Raw genomic sequence first — 15353 nt, 5'->3', positions numbered from 1 at the left:
AATGGAGTACCCTTAATCTCCCCTCTTTCGGAGGGGGCGAGGGAGGTCTTACCTCGCAATCTTCAGAAACACCTCATCCATGTTCTTTGCATTGTACTGCTTCTTCAGATTCTCCGGTGTGTCCAGCGCTACGATTTTTCCTTCGTTCATGATAGAAATCCGGTCGCAATACTCTGCTTCATCCATGTAGTGTGTGGTGACAAAAACGGTGATGCCCTTTTGTATCGCTTCATAGATCAGATTCCAGAATTGACGGCGGGTGACAGGGTCAACCCCTCCGGTGGGTTCATCGAGAAACACAATATGCGGATCATGCAGAATAGCAATGGAAAAAGCCAGCTTTTGTTTCCAGCCCAATGGCAGGTCTCCGATTTTGCGGTCGGCATAGGGTGTCAGACCAAGACGATCGAGCATTTCTGTTGTTTTTTTCTTCCGTTCAGAAGGTGGTATTCCATAAACTCCACCGTAGAATCGGATATTTTCATGAATGGTCAGGTCTTCATAGAGAGAAAACTTCTGGCTCATGTAGCCGATATTCTTTTTGATCTTTTCGGTCTCTTTATATATATCAAATCCGGCCACTTTCATTTCACCGGAAGTAGGAGTAGAGAGGCCGCAAAGGATACGGATAGCCGTGGTCTTTCCGGCACCATTGGCTCCCAGAAATCCGAAGATTTCTCCCCGGTGAACTTCAAAGTTGAGATTGTCATTGGCCACGAAATTGCCAAATTTTTTCACCATATTTTTGACTGAAATGACTGTATCTTGGGTCATAGTTGTTTTTGTTTCAGGAATAACGAGCTAATATTTCAAAGACCTGCGTCAGTAAGCCCCTCCTTCGGAAGGACCCGATAGTTATCGGGAGGGGAGGTCCCATTCATAAACAGTATGAAAACATCTTCAATGGATGCTTTCGTTGTATTGATTTCAAATCCAACTTCACCAGCATCCTTCAAAAAGTCCGAAATAGACGACTCTGAATAGAGCCCTTTGGGTGTGACCAGATGCAATTCCTGCCCGAAGCTATTTACAGAAATCATATTGGGCAAATTCTGGAGCTTTTTAGACGTTTCATACAGAACCGGAGATTTAATAGCCCAAATATCTTCATGAAAACCGGCAGCAATCTTTTCCGGAGTATCTACCGTAAAGATATGACCTTCCTGGATCAATGCAATCCGGTCGCAGAGTGACGCTTCGTCCATATAGGGGGTAGATACTAGAATTGTAATCCCCTGCTTCTTTAGCCTCATCAGCATTTCCCAGAACTCTTTACGGGAAACGGCATCTACTCCGGTGGTCGGTTCATCCAATATCAGTACTTTGGGTTTGTGAATCAATGCACAGGAGAGTGCCAGTTTTTGCTTCATTCCACCCGAAAGTTTCCCTGCCCGACGCTTTTTAAATGGCTCGATCTGGCAATAGATATCATTGATCAAATCGTAATTTTCTTCAATCGTAGTATCGAATACAGTCGCAAAGAACTCGAGATTCTCTTCTACACTCAAATCGAGATAAAGCGAGAAGCGCCCGGGCATATACCCTGTAATCTGGCGTACCTGTTTGTAGTCTTTGCATACGTCCAATCCGTCCAAACGAGCAATACCCCCATCCGGAAGCATGAGCGACATCAGAATGCGCATCAGCGTAGTTTTTCCGGCACCATCCGGCCCGATAAGCCCGAAGAGTTCTCCTTCATTGACTTGCAGGGTGATGTCCTTTAGTGCGACGGTTTCGCCGTAGGATTTATGTAAGTTATTAATGTGTATCATAAATAGGGAATGAGGGGATGATTGATTGAGGGAATGATGTTAAATATACTAACAGAACTGTCCCTTGAAAGTCTTTATGAGTGGCTAGAATTTTACCTCTCCCGGCATTCCAATCTTCAACGAACCATCATTTTGCACCCGTATTTTAACGGCATAGACCAGTTTGACACGTTCTTCACGGGTCTGGATGATTTTAGGAGTAAACTCAGCCTGAGAAGCAATCCATTCGATCTGTCCCGGCAGTTCCTTCATTTTATCATCTCCGGCATCAATATTAACCTTCACTTTTTGTCCGATTTTGACGGAGGCAAGTTGATTTTCGCTGATATATACCCGGAGAATCAGAGACTCCAAATCAGCCATTTTGCAGATTGCTTTTCCAGGAACCGAGAATTCCCCCATTTCGGCATATTTCTCCAGAATAGTTCCGTTGACAGGCGCCTTTATAAATGCGTTACGGATTTTGTCGTTTAACACGTTGATTTGAGCTTTTACAGCATCTGCCTGTTTGCGAATGGACTGAAGCTGTGACGCGGATGCATTTTTTTGTTTGTGTGCCAGAGCAATTTGTCCTTCAACATCATCTTTTTGTTTTGGGGTAGCAGCACCATCGGTCAACATTTTATTGATGCGTACCTGATCTTTGCCGAGATTGCTAATTTGCTGGTCAGAAACAGCCATTTGAGCTTGCACGTTGGCTAATTGTGCTTCGACCGATTGGGTTTGTGCCAGCAATTGTTGACGTTGGAGATTTAGATTCACTGTATCGGTGATGGCGATAATGTCACCAGCTTTGATATCGCTTCCTTCGTGGATACGAAGATCGACAATTTTGCCTCCATTCTCGGAAGATATGGTAATTTCATCTGTTTCAAAGTTTCCATAAGCGTCAGGAAGATCCTTTTTACCCGAACAAGCGGCTAATACCAACAGCGGAAGTATGAGTAGTTTTTTCATAATGAGTTGTTTTATAGGTTTTATTTTCTGTCTAAATATCTTTTGTCTTTTACTAAAATCGAATAAGTCAGTTTCCAAGAATTGTATTCAGATTGATTAATGCCTGTATTTTCTGAATCTTATGAATTTCGAGAGATATTTTGCTTTGCAGAGAAGCGTTAAGATCGCGGATATAGTCGGCCGATGTTAGCGTGCCGTTATCCAAAGCAGATGCCGAGCGTTTGGCAATTTGCTCTTTCAGGGCAACGATTTGCCGGTCGCTTTCAATCAGTCTAGTCATTTTTCCGACATTGTTACGCTCTTGAGTGGCAGATAGATTGATGCTTCGTTCAAAATTCTCCTGCTGAATATCAATCAGCCCTTTTTGCTTTTGAATGATAGCACGGTCATGTTTAGATTTCCGTCCGTCCCAGATATTCCAGGAAACACCCAGTCCTACCATATACCAATCGTCAAAACCGTCATTCAGCATATTCAATCCGGGCCGTCCGTAGCCGACTTGCCCAAAAGCGAACGCGTAAGGCTTTCGACTATCATCGAGCAGCTTTTTATTACTATCCAGTTTCTCTTTTTGCAGAGAGAATAGCTTTAACTCCGGACGTGTGATCTTTTTGTTATCGTCAGCAACTACAGGCATTGAATATTTACTTGTAGCCGAAATACTCTTGCCGGTGATAATACTTAGCAAATCAGCTGAGGTTTGTTGTCCGGCTTCGATTTCGGTCAATTGCTGGTCGGTCAGGAGTTGCTCAGACTTCAGGTTGTCTAAATCATTGAGTAGCTCCATGCCGTTTTTCACTGCCGAAGCGACCACTGCAATTCGTTCGTCCAGCATCTGCTTTTTTAGCTTCAGAATGTTTTTGTTTTCCTGAAGGGTCAGGGACTGGAAGAAAAGCAGATTTACCGTTTCCCTGATTTTATACAGGTCTGCTTCTTTTTGTTGTTGAGAAATCTTTCGGTCAACCTCTTCCATTGTCTTGCGACTTTTGGAGATGCCACCATCGTACAGCTTCTGTTTGATGTCGATATAGAGTTTATATTGATCTTTCGACAAATCCCTGAGGTTGAAGTTGGGATTTGAAGTCATAAGCTTGGTAACATCGGATTGGTAGGTAGCTCTGCCTGTAAGGTCTATTTGTGGTAGATTCCCGGATTCGATGCTTTTTTGCTTTAACGACGATATTTCGTCAATAACACCGGATTGTTTCAGCAGGGGATGGTTTTGCCTGGCCCAACTCTGGCAACTGTCCAGTGAGATTTCCTGAGCCTGCATTGTTGTTAATCCTAATGTTGCGGATAAAATGAATATTAGTCGCTTCATGTTGTCAACATTTTTAATATCATGGTTTTTACAAATTCTTTCCGGTCAGTCAGGAACTTTGAATATTCCGCCTCATCTCCATCAAAGTAAATCATTTGCAAGAGGTTACGGGCAGCATACGGAAATATCACCATTCCCAGAAGGCTGATAACCATTTGTCGGGGATCGTATTTGGATTGCTGATTTTCATCATTTGGTTTTCCAAAAACATTGACAAGGGTTTGTGGATTTAGTTTTTCGCTCATCATTACGTTTCGAAGCATTTGCGGATTCCGGTTGATTTCGCTGATGATAAATTGAGGAACAAACGGGTTGCTTTCGATCATCGTAATGTAGCGTTCGACAATAAACTCGGCTTTCTCGGTTAGTGGCAGTTCTGCATAAAGCGTTTTCTCGATCGAACGGAAGAATCCTTTGATTACTTCCTGAAAGACAGCTTCAAACAATTTCTCTTTACTCCTGAAATAATAATGGAGCAGCGCCTTGTTAATTCCGGCCTCATCGGCTATTTCCTGCATACGCGCCCCATCCATACCTTTGCGGTAGAACACCTGACGGGCTGCTTCCAGAATTTTTTCTTCTGTACTGATATCTTTGTTCATTTTGTATTTAACTAAATGGTTAAACTGTACGGCAAAGTAAATGTGTTTTTCTGATTTAACCAAATGGTTAAACGAAAATATTGACCAAATGGTTAAATTGGTTGGTAAGTGCGGATTTTCAATCGATAAAAATGAGAATCTTAGTCTTGATTTCTTTTGAATGATTAATTTTGAAGTAGTAATAATCCACTAAAATAGAACACAATGAATCCAATGGAAGTTTTTCAGAAAGAAGCGCCGGAAGTGGCGGAAGCGTTTAACGGGCTGATAGAGGCTTTAAAATCAACATCAGGGCTGGACGCCAGGACAAAACAACTCGTCTATATCGGGATAAAAGCAGCCATGGGCGATACTACAGCCGTATATTATCATGTGGCTATGGCAAAGCAATTGGGTGCTACCCGCGATGAAATCAAGGATACTATTCTGATTACTTTATCAGTTTGCGGACTGAAAGGTGTTGCAAGTTGTTTACCCGTTGCTCTTGAGGTTTATGATAAAGCGGAATAGGATTTCTTAAAACTGCCACACTGTTTCCTATAAGTGCTACCCTCTTCACCTGTTGGGAATGTAACTTTGTCAGATCATTTAAAAGTAAAGATTATGGCAAATTACATCTTACATAAGGCCAATTCCCGTGGGCATGCTAACCACGGATGGCTCGATACTTATCACACCTTCAGTTTTGCAGGGTATTATGATCCCGAACGAATCCATTTTGGTGCATTAAGGGTGATTAATGATGACTATATTGCACCGGGAATGGGGTTTGGAACGCACCCGCATGATAATATGGAGATCATTACCATTCCGTTGGAAGGTGATTTGGAACACAGGGACAGCATGGGGAATACCTCCGTTATTTACCATGGAGATGTACAGGTAATGAGTGCCGGAACGGGTATTCAACATAGCGAATACAATGCTAACCGTTCAGAAGGGTTGAAGTTGTTTCAGATTTGGGTATTTCCCAATAAAAAGAATGTGATTCCGCGTTACCAGCAAATTAGTCTCAATGTGGCGGATCGCCGGAATAAGCTCCAACAGATTCTTTCTCCGAATACGGAAGATGAAGGTGTGTGGATTCACCAGAATGCGTGGTTTCATTTGGGTGAGTTCGATAAAGACTTTGCTTTGGAATACCAGATAAAAGCAAAAGGAAATGGGGTTTATGCTCTTGTAGTTAAGGGGACCATCGAGATTGATGGAAAAGTGCTTGAAAGACGTGATGGGCTTGGAATTTACGATACAGCTCAGATTTCAATTAAAGCCCTTTCTCAGGATGCGGAAATTCTGCTGATGGAAGTTCCAATGAAGCTTTGATTACTCGAATCGGATAGACTGGGCCGGGCGGATTTTGGCGATCAAATAGGAGGGACCTACCAACATCAGCATGGATACAATCATAGCTCCGAGATTTAATAGTAGCAGTATTCCCCAGTTTAGTTCAATAGGTACTGAAGTCAGATAATAGACCTCAGGGTCGAGTTTGAGGAAGTGGAATTGTTGCTGAAGGATGCAAATGCCTAGGCCGATTACATTTCCCCAAATCATCCCTTTCCCAACCAGAAAAAAAGACACATAAAGGAAAATCTTGCGAATGCTCAGGTCATTGGCTCCCATTGCTTTCATGATGCCAATCATATTGGTCCGTTCCAGAATAATGATCAACAGCCCTGAAATCATTGTAAATCCGGCCACAGATATCATCAGGATCAGGATAATCCAGACGTTCATATCCAGCAAGTCGAGCCAGCTAAATACCTGTGGATTGATTTCCTTGATGGAGCGAACGTAAAGATTGTTGTGGTAAATGTCTTCGCGGTTAGTAAGTTTTTGACCTAGCTCATCGGCAATAGGAGCAAGTTGATTGTAGTCGTTAACCAATACTTCCAGACCTCCGGCTTGTTCCGGGTCCCAACCGTTTAGCTTTTGAATATGACGTAAGTCTGCAAGAATGAATGCTTTATCGTATTCGGTGAAGTTGGTTTGATAAATGCCTTTAACGTGAAATTTACGAACACGTACATTGTTTTCTACAAAATAAGTTAGGAAGCTATCTCCAACTTTCAGCCTGAGTTTATTAGCCAGTGTTTTGGAGATCATTATATCGTTTGAAGTTGCATCACTGTCAAATTTGAGAACCTCGCCTTCCACCAGGTTGGATTTGAAAAAGTTCCAGTCGTAGTCTTTTGAAATGCCTTTCAATACAACGCCCTGAAAATCATTTTCCAACTTGATAATACCCGGTTTGGTCGCGAATTCCTGCACATGCATTACTCCATTGGTGTGCTTTACATCATTCAACAATCGCTGACTTACGTTAATGGGTTGCATTTCGTAAGAGTTATTGCTGTCCAGATGGGTGATCTGCACGTGAGAGCCAAATCCGATTACCTTGTTGCGAATCTCTTGTTTGAATCCGATTACAATAGCGACTGATAATATCATTACCATAAGTCCCAATGCCACACCGATGGTAGCTATACGAACAGCAGGGGGAGAAACCCGCTTCTCCCCCTCAGTGCCGAAATGTATCTTTTTCGCTATAAAATATTCCAGATTCATAGTTTAATTCAAAAAGAAACCAACTATCAGATTGTTTTACCCGGATAAGCTTCCAGTGCTTTTTGCAAAACTATCAGTGCATTTGCCAGATCTTCTTTTTTCAGGACGTAAGCAATACGTACTTCATTACGGCCAATGCCGGGCGTGGTATAGAATCCCGAAGCCGGAGCCATAAAGACAGTCTGACCTTCGTACTCGAAATGTTCCAGGCACCAAGCACAGAACTTATCGGCATCATCTACCGGAAGTTTTGCTACGGTGTAAAAAGCACCCATCGGAATAGGCGAGTAGCAGCCCGGAATGCGGTTTAGCCCATCAATCAGGAACTTACGGCGCTCAACGTATTCGTTGTAGGTATTCAGTAAATAATCATCCGGAGCATCCAGTGAAGCTTCAGCACAGATCTGTCCGATCAACGGAGGACTCAGACGAGCCTGGCAGAATTTCATGACACTGTCGCGAACTGTTTTATTTTTGCTGATTAAAGCACCGATACGGATGCCGCATTCGCTGTAACGTTTTGAGACAGAGTCAATCAGTACAACATTATCTTCGATGCCTTCGAGGTGGAAAGCCGAGATATATGGTGCACCGGTATAGCAAAATTCACGGTAAACTTCATCCGAGAAAAGGAACAGATCGTATTTTTTGACCAAATCACGGATCTGGTTCATCTCTTTCTGAGTGTAGAGATAGCCGGTCGGGTTATTGGGGTTACAGATCAGAATACCTTTGGTGCGTTCTGTTATCAGTTCCTCGAATTTATCGACGTGAGGAAGTGAGAAGCCTTCTTCGATGGTTGTTGGGATAGTCTTGATGATCGCACCGGCTGAAATAGCAAAGGCCATATAGTTGGCATAAGCAGGCTCAGGGACGATGATCTCGTCACCCGGATCAAGGCACGCCAAAAATGCAAATAATACCGCTTCGGAACCTCCGGTAGTAATGATAATCTCCTCCGCGCTCACATTGATGTTGAATTTCGCGTAGTATCCTACCAGTTTCTGACGTAATGAGGCAATACCTTCACTGGGACTGTACTCCAATATCTTACGGTCAATGTTACGAATGGCCTGGATACCCACTTCTGGAGTAGGAAGGTCAGGCTGACCGATGTTCAGGTGATACACCTTCACACCTCTTTCTTTGGCTTGATTAGCCAACGGTACTAATTTACGAATAGGCGAAGCGGGCATTTTCACCCCGCGGTCTGATATTCCGGGCATCTTTTAATAATTTATTTAGCCGTCATCTCATCCGGTTCTTCTTGTATGAATGCTTGAAAAAAGCATTTACAGTGCTGAACCGAAACTTAAATTCCACTATTGGTAGTTTGTGTTTTCTTTGAGCCTGCAAATTTATTATCAAAATGGGGTTTTAACAAATAAATCCCGAACAATCGCTGCCAAGCGGCTCAATTTTATTCATAAGTCAAATCAGAGCGAAGATTTGACTTGGTCGAGTTGTTGTTTTAGCTGTTGGGATGCGAGGGCGATATCAGCAGCAGAACAGATAGCGCTTACCAGTGCAACCCCTTCCGAACCCGCATGAATAACCCGATCAAGATTGGTTTGATTAATTCCTCCAATGCCCACAATCCGGTGCGGGCATATTTCCCGGATTCGCTGGATGCCTTTCAGTCCCAGTGGCGGTGCTGTATCGGTTTTAGTGGGAGTGGAGAATACAGGGCTAATGCCAATGTAATCAATATCCCAGTCAGCACACTCTATGGCCTGAGCTTCATTTTCAATCGAAAGTCCGATTATCGCTTCTTTTCCCATCAGTTTGCGAACCAAATGACAACTCATGTCACTCTGCCCTACATGTACTCCATCGGCTTCGGCAGCCAATGCTATATCTACGCGGTCATTGATAATCAGAGGGATATTTTTCGGTGCGGTGATTTTCTTGATAGCAACAGCTAATTCGATAAATTCCTTGGTCGTACAATCTTTTTCCCTTAACTGAACCATCGTTACACCACCTGCCACGGCTTTTTCCACTACCTCCGGCAGCGACCGACCGAGTGATAATGAACGGTCCGTAACGAGATATAGGGATAGGTCAAATGCTTTTTTCATTATTTAGCTCAATATTATCCTGTTCATGAAAATGGCGATTGTCTTGACAATCGCCATGATATTCAGTTTGTTATTTTCTAAAAGGCGGCTTGACAACCACAGCTTTCAGATCTCGGTTTCTGATTCGGATAAAGATTTTCGTTCCTGTTTTTGAAAATTCCGTCTTTATATAGCCTAATCCAATACCCTCTTTGGTGGTTGGTGACATGGTGCCGGATGTGACTTTACCAATAATTTCACCCTTTTCGTTTACGATTTCGTAATCGTGACGGGGAATTCCTTTATCGACCATGCGGAATCCACATAGCTTACGGGAGACCCCCTCGTTTTTATGATTCTCAAAAATCGCTCTGGATGAAAAGCTTCTTCCTTCGGTGAACTTTGTAATCCAGCCAAGACCTGCTTCAATGGTTGAAGTAGTATCGTCTATGTCGTTGCCATACAGGCAGAAACCCATTTCCAGACGAAGGGTGTCGCGAGCACCCAGTCCAGCCGGCTTGATACCGAATTCAGCCCCGGATTCAAACAAAGCGTTCCAGATTTGCTCTGCATATTCCGGATAAAAAAACAGCTCGAAACCTCCGGCGCCGGTATATCCGGTATTTGAAATAATGACTTCTTTTACGCCCGCAACTTCACCAACAGCAAAATGATAGTATGGAATTTCGCTCAATTTCACTTGAGTCAGTTTTTGGATAACGTCAATGGCTTTGGGTCCCTGTACCGCTAATAGGACAGTTCTTTCTGAAGCATTTTCTATAGTGGCTTCGGCCTGATTGTGTGTGATACACCAGTTCCAGTCCTTTTCGATGTTGGCAGCATTGACTACAATCATATATTTCTCCGGCTCCATGTGATAAACCAGGATGTCGTCTACAATTCCTCCCTTTTCATTAGGAAAGCAAGAGTACTGAGCCTGACCGATACTAAGTAATGCCGGGTCGTTGGAGGTTATGCTTTGCAGAAATGACAGAGCATTCGGGCCTTTTACCCAAAATTCACCCATATGTGACACATCGAAAACTCCGACGTTATTGACCACGTTCATATGTTCGTCGATAATGCCACTGTATTCTATAGGCATGTTATATCCGGCAAATTCGAGCATTTTGGCTCCCAACGCCTCGTGAATGCTGGTAAATGGTGTTGTTTTCATGGTGATATAAGGTGTTTTAAAGTTCTTTCTCAGCAACCAGTTCCGCGATTTTGACAATGACCTGCATCGCTTTTTCCATTGATTGAACCGGTACATATTCATAGCGGCCGTGGAAATTATGCCCTCCCGCGAAGATATTCGGGCAGGGGAGTCCCTTGTACGAAAGCTGTGAGCCGTCGGTTCCTCCCCGGATCGGTTTAACCAGAGGTTTCACGCCAACCTGTATCATTGCTTCATGGGCAATATCTACAATCTGCATCACCGGTTCGATTTTTTCCCGCATGTTATAATATTGGTCTTTCAGTTCCAGCGTTGCACAATTGGGAAATTCCGTATTTGTTTTTCTGACCAGATGTTCAAATTCCTTTTTCCGGCGTTCAAACCGGTCTTTATCGTGGTCGCGGATAATATAGGTGATAGTGGTTTCTTCTACCGTTCCTTCAAAGTTTATAAGGTGGTAGAAACCTTCGTATCCTTCGGTATGTTCCGGTGTTTCCCAACGGGGAAGCATGGTGATGAATTCATTTGCAATCCGGATGGAATTGAGCATTTTGCGCTTTGCATATCCCGGATGAACGTTACGCCCCTTGAAGGTTATTTTAGCCTGAGCTGCGTTGAAATTTTCAAATTCCAGTTCGCCAATTGCTCCGCCATCCATCGTATAGGCCCAATCAGCCCCAAATCTTTCCACATCAAACTTGTGCGCACCCTGTCCGATTTCCTCATCTGGCGTGAATCCAATGCGGATTTTTCCATGTTTAATTTCTGGATGGGCGATAAGGTATTTCATGGCCGATACTATTTCGGCTACACCGGCTTTATCGTCTGCACCTAACAGGGTTTTGCCATTTGTTACAACTATATCTTGTCCGAGGTAGTCGTTTAATTCAGGAAAATCATTAGGTGATAGAATTGTACCATCCTCTTCATTTAATACGATATCATTTCCTTCGTATTTAACTACCCGTGGTGTAACGTGCTTTCCAGTCATATCCGGGCTAGTATCCAGATGGGATATAAATCCGATTACTGGAACATTTTTATCCGTATTGGACGGTAAAGTAGCCATTAGGTAACCATTATCATCCAGAAGAACATCGCGCATGCCCATTGCAATTAGCTCTTGTTCGAGATGTTGGACAAATATAAGTTGTCCGGGAGTGCTGGGTGTCAGATGTGTCGTGTCATTTGAGCGGGTGTCAAATTTGACGTATTGTAAAAAGCGATCTATTAATTCCATACTACGTTGTGTATTCTTCAATTATTTGATTTTATGTAGCCAATTGTCAACCTGTTTGGCATCATACCCCAATTGCTTCGCTTTGAGGAGATCTTTTCTGGCATCAATACGATCATAGAGACCCCAATTGATTTTTCCACGAAGAAAATAAGCGGCAGGATTGTTATTATCCTGATCAATGGATTTGGTAATATCAGAGAGTGCTTTATCATATTTTTTTGTGAAATAATATAGTTCTGCACGGTTCAGATATAATTCCGGGTCTTTTATATTTCCTTTAACCAGGGAGTTATATAGCTTTTCTGCTTCCTGGAAATTACCCTGAAGCTTGCATATCAGAGCGATTCCTTTTTTGCCTTCACGATTGTTGGGGTCTATTTCCAGAATGCGTGCAAAATCTTTTTTGGCTGAAACAGTATCTGCTTTTTCCATGTAAATCTTGCCTCGCATTTGCAGAGCATCCACCTCTTTATTGTCCAGTTCGATTGCAAGGGAGTAATCATTTAATGCACTTTGCAGACTGTCCATTTCCAGAAAGAGAGCAGCGCGATTCATATAAATAGCAACAGAGTTAGGCGCAAACAATAACCCATCAGAGTAGGACGCGAGTGCATCCAGACGGTGTCCCATCATGCGTTGGACTGTTCCCAGATTCGAGAGTATTAATGAGTTCTGCGGATTGGCGGGTTCTTTCCGCAATGCGCTCTTTAGACACATTTCTGCTTTAACTGTGTCTTTATCTGCTAATGCTTTAAACGATTGTTCCACCCATTCATTATAGGTTTGGGCGAAGCCACTAACAAGACTTCCGCCGATGAAGAATAGCGATAATGCGTATCTTTTCATTCTGATTTTGATTTGAGCCCTAAATTAATTTATCCGCACCAAAGAGAGGTATTATTACATTGAAAAAATAATCGAGAAACGATAAATAGTACTAGTTGAAGGTATATTTCCTTCGAAAAGGGCATAAAAAAAGCCTGTAGCAAAGGGCGACAGGCTTTCCTCATATTTGATGTTATTGTTTTTTTACCGGTATTTTGTCGATGCGGCACTGGTGGCGACCGCCTTCAAAATCGGTATTCAGGAAAGTGTCCACGATGAACATTCCCTCTTCTTTAGAGATGAAACGGCCAGGCATTACCAATACGTTTGCATCATTATGCAGGCGTACCAAACGGGCAATTTCTACGCTCCAGCAAAGTCCGGCGCGAATTTCCTGATGTTTGTTTAGCGCGATGTTGATGCCATTACCACTTCCGCAGATAGCGATGCCCGGATATACTTCGCCACGTTCAACCGCTTCAGCCAAAGGGTGTGCGTAATCGGAATAGTCAACGCTGTCTGTCGAGTTTGTTCCAAAGTCAACAACTTCGATTTTTTTTTGTTTGAAAACTTCCAACAGATATTGTTTTAATTCATACCCGGCATGGTCGCATGCAATGCCAATGGGTTTTCCTGATTTTAAAATGCTCATATTATTCTAATGTAGTTTTTACTTCTTATTCTGGTTTTTACGATTCAAAATTAGGTAAATAAAACAGAATAGAGAAGTAAAAGCACTTTTAAATGATGGTTTGAAATTAGAAATTTGGAGGAGTTGAATGTAAATAATATGTGCAATTGTCTAATCTATTGACAATTGCTTTTCGTTTAAGAATATCTTGAAATCAAGAGGAGCGACTTTACGAAGCATTGCCGCTACACCGCAATATTTTTCCTGCGACATCTTAACCGACTTTATTACTTTATCCTGATTAAGAGTTTCCCCTTTGAGATGGTATTCGATAGTGAATCTGGTATATACTTTAGGGTGTTCTTCAGTCATATCGGCTTCGACTGTCATGTCAAACTCTTCCAGCTTTTCCCGCATTTTAGCGAGTAAGGAGACTACGTCCATGCCTGAACAACCGGCTAATGCTGTAAGCATTAACGGCTTTGGGTCAGGGCCTTTGCCTTTCCCCCCGTGTTCCGGAGTTGCATCAATTGTTAGTTTGTTGTCGCCGATTGTAGCTTCAAAGCTCATTCCGTCCTGCCACTTCATTGTAATTTTCGCTGCCATATTTATTTGCTGTTCATGTTTATGTAATGTTATTATGACGAAATGCCTCAAAACAGAGTTAAGAGGCATTTCGGGTAATATGCTTACGAATAAACGTTTCAGCAAATAGAATGTTCAGATGAAAAAAGCCTGATTACCAAGCAAAGATAGGATATTCCACCATAGTCTTGTTTACTTTTTCGCAAACAGCTTTGGCAACCGCATCATCGTTAGGGTTTGAAAGCACAGTGTCCATCATCTCTACGATTTCGAGCATCAAATCTTCTTTAGCACCACGAGTCGAAATAGCAGGGGTACCAACGCGGATACCAGAAGTTAAGAAAGGAGAACGACTATCGTAAGGAACCATGTTTTTGTTTACGGTGATGTCTGCTTTTACCAATGCATTTTCAGCCATTTTACCAGTCAATTCCGGGAATTTGGTACGAAGGTCAATCAGCATACAGTGGTTTTCAGTACCGTCTGAAACAATTTTGTAACCTTTATCCATAAATGCCTGAGCCATAACAGCGGCATTCTTTTTTACCTGTTTTTGGTAAGTTGTAAATTCAGGAGCCAAAGCCTCACTGAATGCTACAGCTTTAGCTGCAATTACGTGTTCCAACGGACCACCTTGTGCACCCGGGAATACTGCAGAATCTAACAAGGCCGACATCTTTTTGATTTCACCTTTAGGTGTTTTTTTACCCCAAGGGTTATCAAAATCCTGACCTAACAAGATTACACCACCGCGAGGGCCACGTAATGTTTTGTGTGTTGTAGACGTTACGATATGTGCATGTTGAAGCGGGCTTTTCAATTCTTTAGCAGCAATCATACCGGCAGGGTGAGCCATGTCCACCCAAAGGATAGCGCCGATTTTGTCAGCAATCTGACGCATGCGGGCGTAGTCCCAATCGCGAGAGTAAGCAGAAGCACCACCAATGATCATTTTCGGGCGTTCGCGCAATGCAACCTCTTCCATTTGATCGTAATCTACCATGCCATTATCCTCACGCACATTGTACTCAAGAGCGTGGTACATCAAGCCTGAGAAGTTTACAGGAGAACCGTGAGTTAAGTGACCACCGTGAGACAAGTTAAGACCTAAAAACTTATCTCCGGCATTCATTACAGCGTAGAATACCGCTAAGTTAGCCTGAGCGCCAGAGTGAGGCTGAACGTTTGCCCATTCAGCACCGAAAAGCTCTTTCAGGCGATCAATAGCGATTTGTTCGCTTTGGTCAACTACTTCGCAACCGCCATAATAGCGTTTGCCGGGATAACCTTCAGCATATTTGTTAGTCAGGCATGAGCCCATAGCTTGCATTACCTGATCACTTACAAAGTTTTCAGAAGCGATCAACTCAATACCTTTCAACTGGCGTTGGTGTTCCTTCTCAATGATGTCAAAAATAACGTTGTCTCGTTTCATTGTATTGTTGCTTTAGTTTTATACAAAGAAAATAATGGCCAAAGTATGGCTGGATTTGATTTTTAAGGCGCAAAGATAAGACTTTATGTCCATAATGCAGAGAGAAAGCAATGGAAAATTGACCAGTGAAACAATTAAGGGGAATAATCCTTTAGTATGGCTTGGAGTTGTTGGGCAAAG

16 protein-coding genes are annotated in these 15353 nt (G+C 42.7%); 2 read left to right on the top strand and 14 right to left on the bottom strand.

What is annotated here, in order from left to right:
• Window positions 1-48: 48 nt before the first annotated feature.
• From MLE17_RS00680 to MLE17_RS00660, 5 genes are all read right to left on the bottom strand, one after another.
• Window positions 49-774 carry an ABC transporter ATP-binding protein gene (locus MLE17_RS00680; protein ID WP_243345472.1) on the bottom strand — a complete coding sequence of 242 codons (726 nt, stop codon included), beginning with the start codon at window positions 772-774 and terminating at the stop codon, window positions 49-51.
• 35 nt (window positions 775-809) lie between these two features.
• A complete protein-coding gene (locus MLE17_RS00675) occupies window positions 810-1772 on the bottom strand; it encodes an ABC transporter ATP-binding protein (protein WP_243345471.1) in 963 nt (320 codons plus the stop codon).
• Window positions 1773-1856: 84 nt separating this feature from the next.
• Window positions 1857-2729 carry an HlyD family secretion protein gene (locus MLE17_RS00670; protein WP_243345470.1) on the bottom strand — a complete coding sequence of 291 codons (873 nt, stop codon included), beginning with the start codon at window positions 2727-2729 and terminating at the stop codon, window positions 1857-1859.
• 67 nt (window positions 2730-2796) lie between these two features.
• Window positions 2797-4050 (bottom strand): TolC family protein, encoded by a 1254-nt coding sequence (locus MLE17_RS00665; protein WP_243345469.1) that lies wholly within the window; start codon window positions 4048-4050, stop codon window positions 2797-2799.
• Window positions 4047-4652, bottom strand: coding sequence for a TetR/AcrR family transcriptional regulator (locus MLE17_RS00660; protein WP_243345468.1), 606 nt, complete (start codon window positions 4650-4652; stop codon window positions 4047-4049). Before MLE17_RS00660 ends, MLE17_RS00665 begins: the two co-directional genes overlap by 4 nt.
• Window positions 4653-4856: 204 nt before the next feature.
• Between MLE17_RS00660 and MLE17_RS00655 the strand changes: the two genes are divergently transcribed.
• Together MLE17_RS00655 and MLE17_RS00650 are read left to right on the top strand one after the other, a co-directional pair.
• The gene (locus MLE17_RS00655; protein ID WP_243345467.1) at window positions 4857-5162 is read left to right on the top strand and encodes a carboxymuconolactone decarboxylase family protein; all 306 of its coding nucleotides are present in this window, start codon (window positions 4857-4859) and stop codon (window positions 5160-5162) included.
• Window positions 5163-5255: 93 nt separating this feature from the next.
• Entirely contained in the window at window positions 5256-5975 is a 720-nt protein-coding gene (locus MLE17_RS00650; RefSeq protein WP_243345466.1) for a pirin family protein, read from the top strand.
• On the opposite strand, the gene MLE17_RS00645 is transcribed toward MLE17_RS00650, so the two are convergent.
• The 9 genes from MLE17_RS00645 to glyA all read right to left on the bottom strand — a co-directional run bounded on the left by MLE17_RS00645 (window position 5976) and on the right by glyA (window position 15173).
• Window positions 5976-7220 (bottom strand): ABC transporter permease, encoded by a 1245-nt coding sequence (locus MLE17_RS00645; protein ID WP_243345465.1) that lies wholly within the window; start codon window positions 7218-7220, stop codon window positions 5976-5978.
• Window positions 7221-7246: 26 nt separating this feature from the next.
• On the bottom strand, window positions 7247-8446 hold the full coding sequence (locus MLE17_RS00640) for a pyridoxal phosphate-dependent aminotransferase (RefSeq protein WP_243345464.1): 1200 nt from the start codon (window positions 8444-8446) through the stop codon (window positions 7247-7249).
• A 210-nt stretch (window positions 8447-8656) separates the two neighbouring features.
• Entirely contained in the window at window positions 8657-9301 is a 645-nt protein-coding gene (thiE, locus tag MLE17_RS00635) for a thiamine phosphate synthase (RefSeq protein ID WP_243345463.1), read from the bottom strand.
• A 70-nt stretch (window positions 9302-9371) separates the two neighbouring features.
• Window positions 9372-10457 carry a glycine cleavage system aminomethyltransferase GcvT gene (gene gcvT / locus MLE17_RS00630; protein WP_243345462.1) on the bottom strand — a complete coding sequence of 362 codons (1086 nt, stop codon included), beginning with the start codon at window positions 10455-10457 and terminating at the stop codon, window positions 9372-9374.
• A gap of 16 nt (window positions 10458-10473) precedes the next feature.
• Window positions 10474-11697, bottom strand: coding sequence for a peptidase T (pepT, locus tag MLE17_RS00625; protein WP_243345461.1), 1224 nt, complete (start codon window positions 11695-11697; stop codon window positions 10474-10476).
• A 21-nt stretch (window positions 11698-11718) separates the two neighbouring features.
• Entirely contained in the window at window positions 11719-12543 is an 825-nt protein-coding gene (locus MLE17_RS00620; RefSeq protein WP_243345460.1) for a tetratricopeptide repeat protein, read from the bottom strand.
• Window positions 12544-12715: 172 nt separating this feature from the next.
• Window positions 12716-13174 carry a ribose 5-phosphate isomerase B gene (gene rpiB / locus MLE17_RS00615; protein WP_243345459.1) on the bottom strand — a complete coding sequence of 153 codons (459 nt, stop codon included), beginning with the start codon at window positions 13172-13174 and terminating at the stop codon, window positions 12716-12718.
• Between the two features lie 150 nt (window positions 13175-13324).
• Window positions 13325-13759, bottom strand: a complete 435-nt coding sequence (locus MLE17_RS00610; protein ID WP_243345458.1) for an OsmC family protein — start codon at window positions 13757-13759, stop codon at window positions 13325-13327.
• Between the two features lie 133 nt (window positions 13760-13892).
• Window positions 13893-15173: a serine hydroxymethyltransferase gene (gene glyA, locus MLE17_RS00605; RefSeq protein ID WP_243345457.1), complete on the bottom strand. Its 1281-nt coding sequence runs from the start codon at window positions 15171-15173 to the stop codon at window positions 13893-13895.
• Window positions 15174-15353: the final 180 nt, after the last annotated feature.

Source organism: Parabacteroides sp. FAFU027 (genome assembly GCF_022808675.1).
In the GTDB taxonomy this organism is placed as follows: Bacteria; Bacteroidota; Bacteroidia; order Bacteroidales; family UBA7332; genus CAXXIC01.
The sequence above is the reverse complement of the archived record's forward strand: the minus strand, read 5'-3'. Positions and strand labels throughout refer to the sequence as shown.

What these genes read in the sequence shown, in the direction of transcription:
- MLE17_RS00680 (WP_243345472.1), bottom strand. Translation starts at nt 774, where the DNA reads ATGACCCAAGATACAGTCATTTCAGTCAAAAATATGGTGAAAAAATTT.
- MLE17_RS00675 (WP_243345471.1), bottom strand. Translation starts at nt 1,772, where the DNA reads ATGATACACATTAATAACTTACATAAATCCTACGGCGAAACCGTCGCA.
- MLE17_RS00670 (WP_243345470.1), bottom strand. Translation starts at nt 2,729, where the DNA reads ATGAAAAAACTACTCATACTTCCGCTGTTGGTATTAGCCGCTTGTTCG.
- MLE17_RS00665 (WP_243345469.1), bottom strand. Translation starts at nt 4,050, where the DNA reads ATGAAGCGACTAATATTCATTTTATCCGCAACATTAGGATTAACAACA.
- MLE17_RS00660 (WP_243345468.1), bottom strand. Translation starts at nt 4,652, where the DNA reads ATGAACAAAGATATCAGTACAGAAGAAAAAATTCTGGAAGCAGCCCGT.
- MLE17_RS00655 (WP_243345467.1), top strand. Translation starts at nt 4,857, where the DNA reads ATGAATCCAATGGAAGTTTTTCAGAAAGAAGCGCCGGAAGTGGCGGAA.
- MLE17_RS00650 (WP_243345466.1), top strand. Translation starts at nt 5,256, where the DNA reads ATGGCAAATTACATCTTACATAAGGCCAATTCCCGTGGGCATGCTAAC.
- MLE17_RS00645 (WP_243345465.1), bottom strand. Translation starts at nt 7,220, where the DNA reads ATGAATCTGGAATATTTTATAGCGAAAAAGATACATTTCGGCACTGAG.
- MLE17_RS00640 (WP_243345464.1), bottom strand. Translation starts at nt 8,446, where the DNA reads ATGCCCGGAATATCAGACCGCGGGGTGAAAATGCCCGCTTCGCCTATT.
- thiE (WP_243345463.1), bottom strand. Translation starts at nt 9,301, where the DNA reads ATGAAAAAAGCATTTGACCTATCCCTATATCTCGTTACGGACCGTTCA.
- gcvT (WP_243345462.1), bottom strand. Translation starts at nt 10,457, where the DNA reads ATGAAAACAACACCATTTACCAGCATTCACGAGGCGTTGGGAGCCAAA.
- pepT (WP_243345461.1), bottom strand. Translation starts at nt 11,697, where the DNA reads ATGGAATTAATAGATCGCTTTTTACAATACGTCAAATTTGACACCCGC.
- MLE17_RS00620 (WP_243345460.1), bottom strand. Translation starts at nt 12,543, where the DNA reads ATGAAAAGATACGCATTATCGCTATTCTTCATCGGCGGAAGTCTTGTT.
- rpiB (WP_243345459.1), bottom strand. Translation starts at nt 13,174, where the DNA reads ATGAGCATTTTAAAATCAGGAAAACCCATTGGCATTGCATGCGACCAT.
- MLE17_RS00610 (WP_243345458.1), bottom strand. Translation starts at nt 13,759, where the DNA reads ATGGCAGCGAAAATTACAATGAAGTGGCAGGACGGAATGAGCTTTGAA.
- glyA (WP_243345457.1), bottom strand. Translation starts at nt 15,173, where the DNA reads ATGAAACGAGACAACGTTATTTTTGACATCATTGAGAAGGAACACCAA.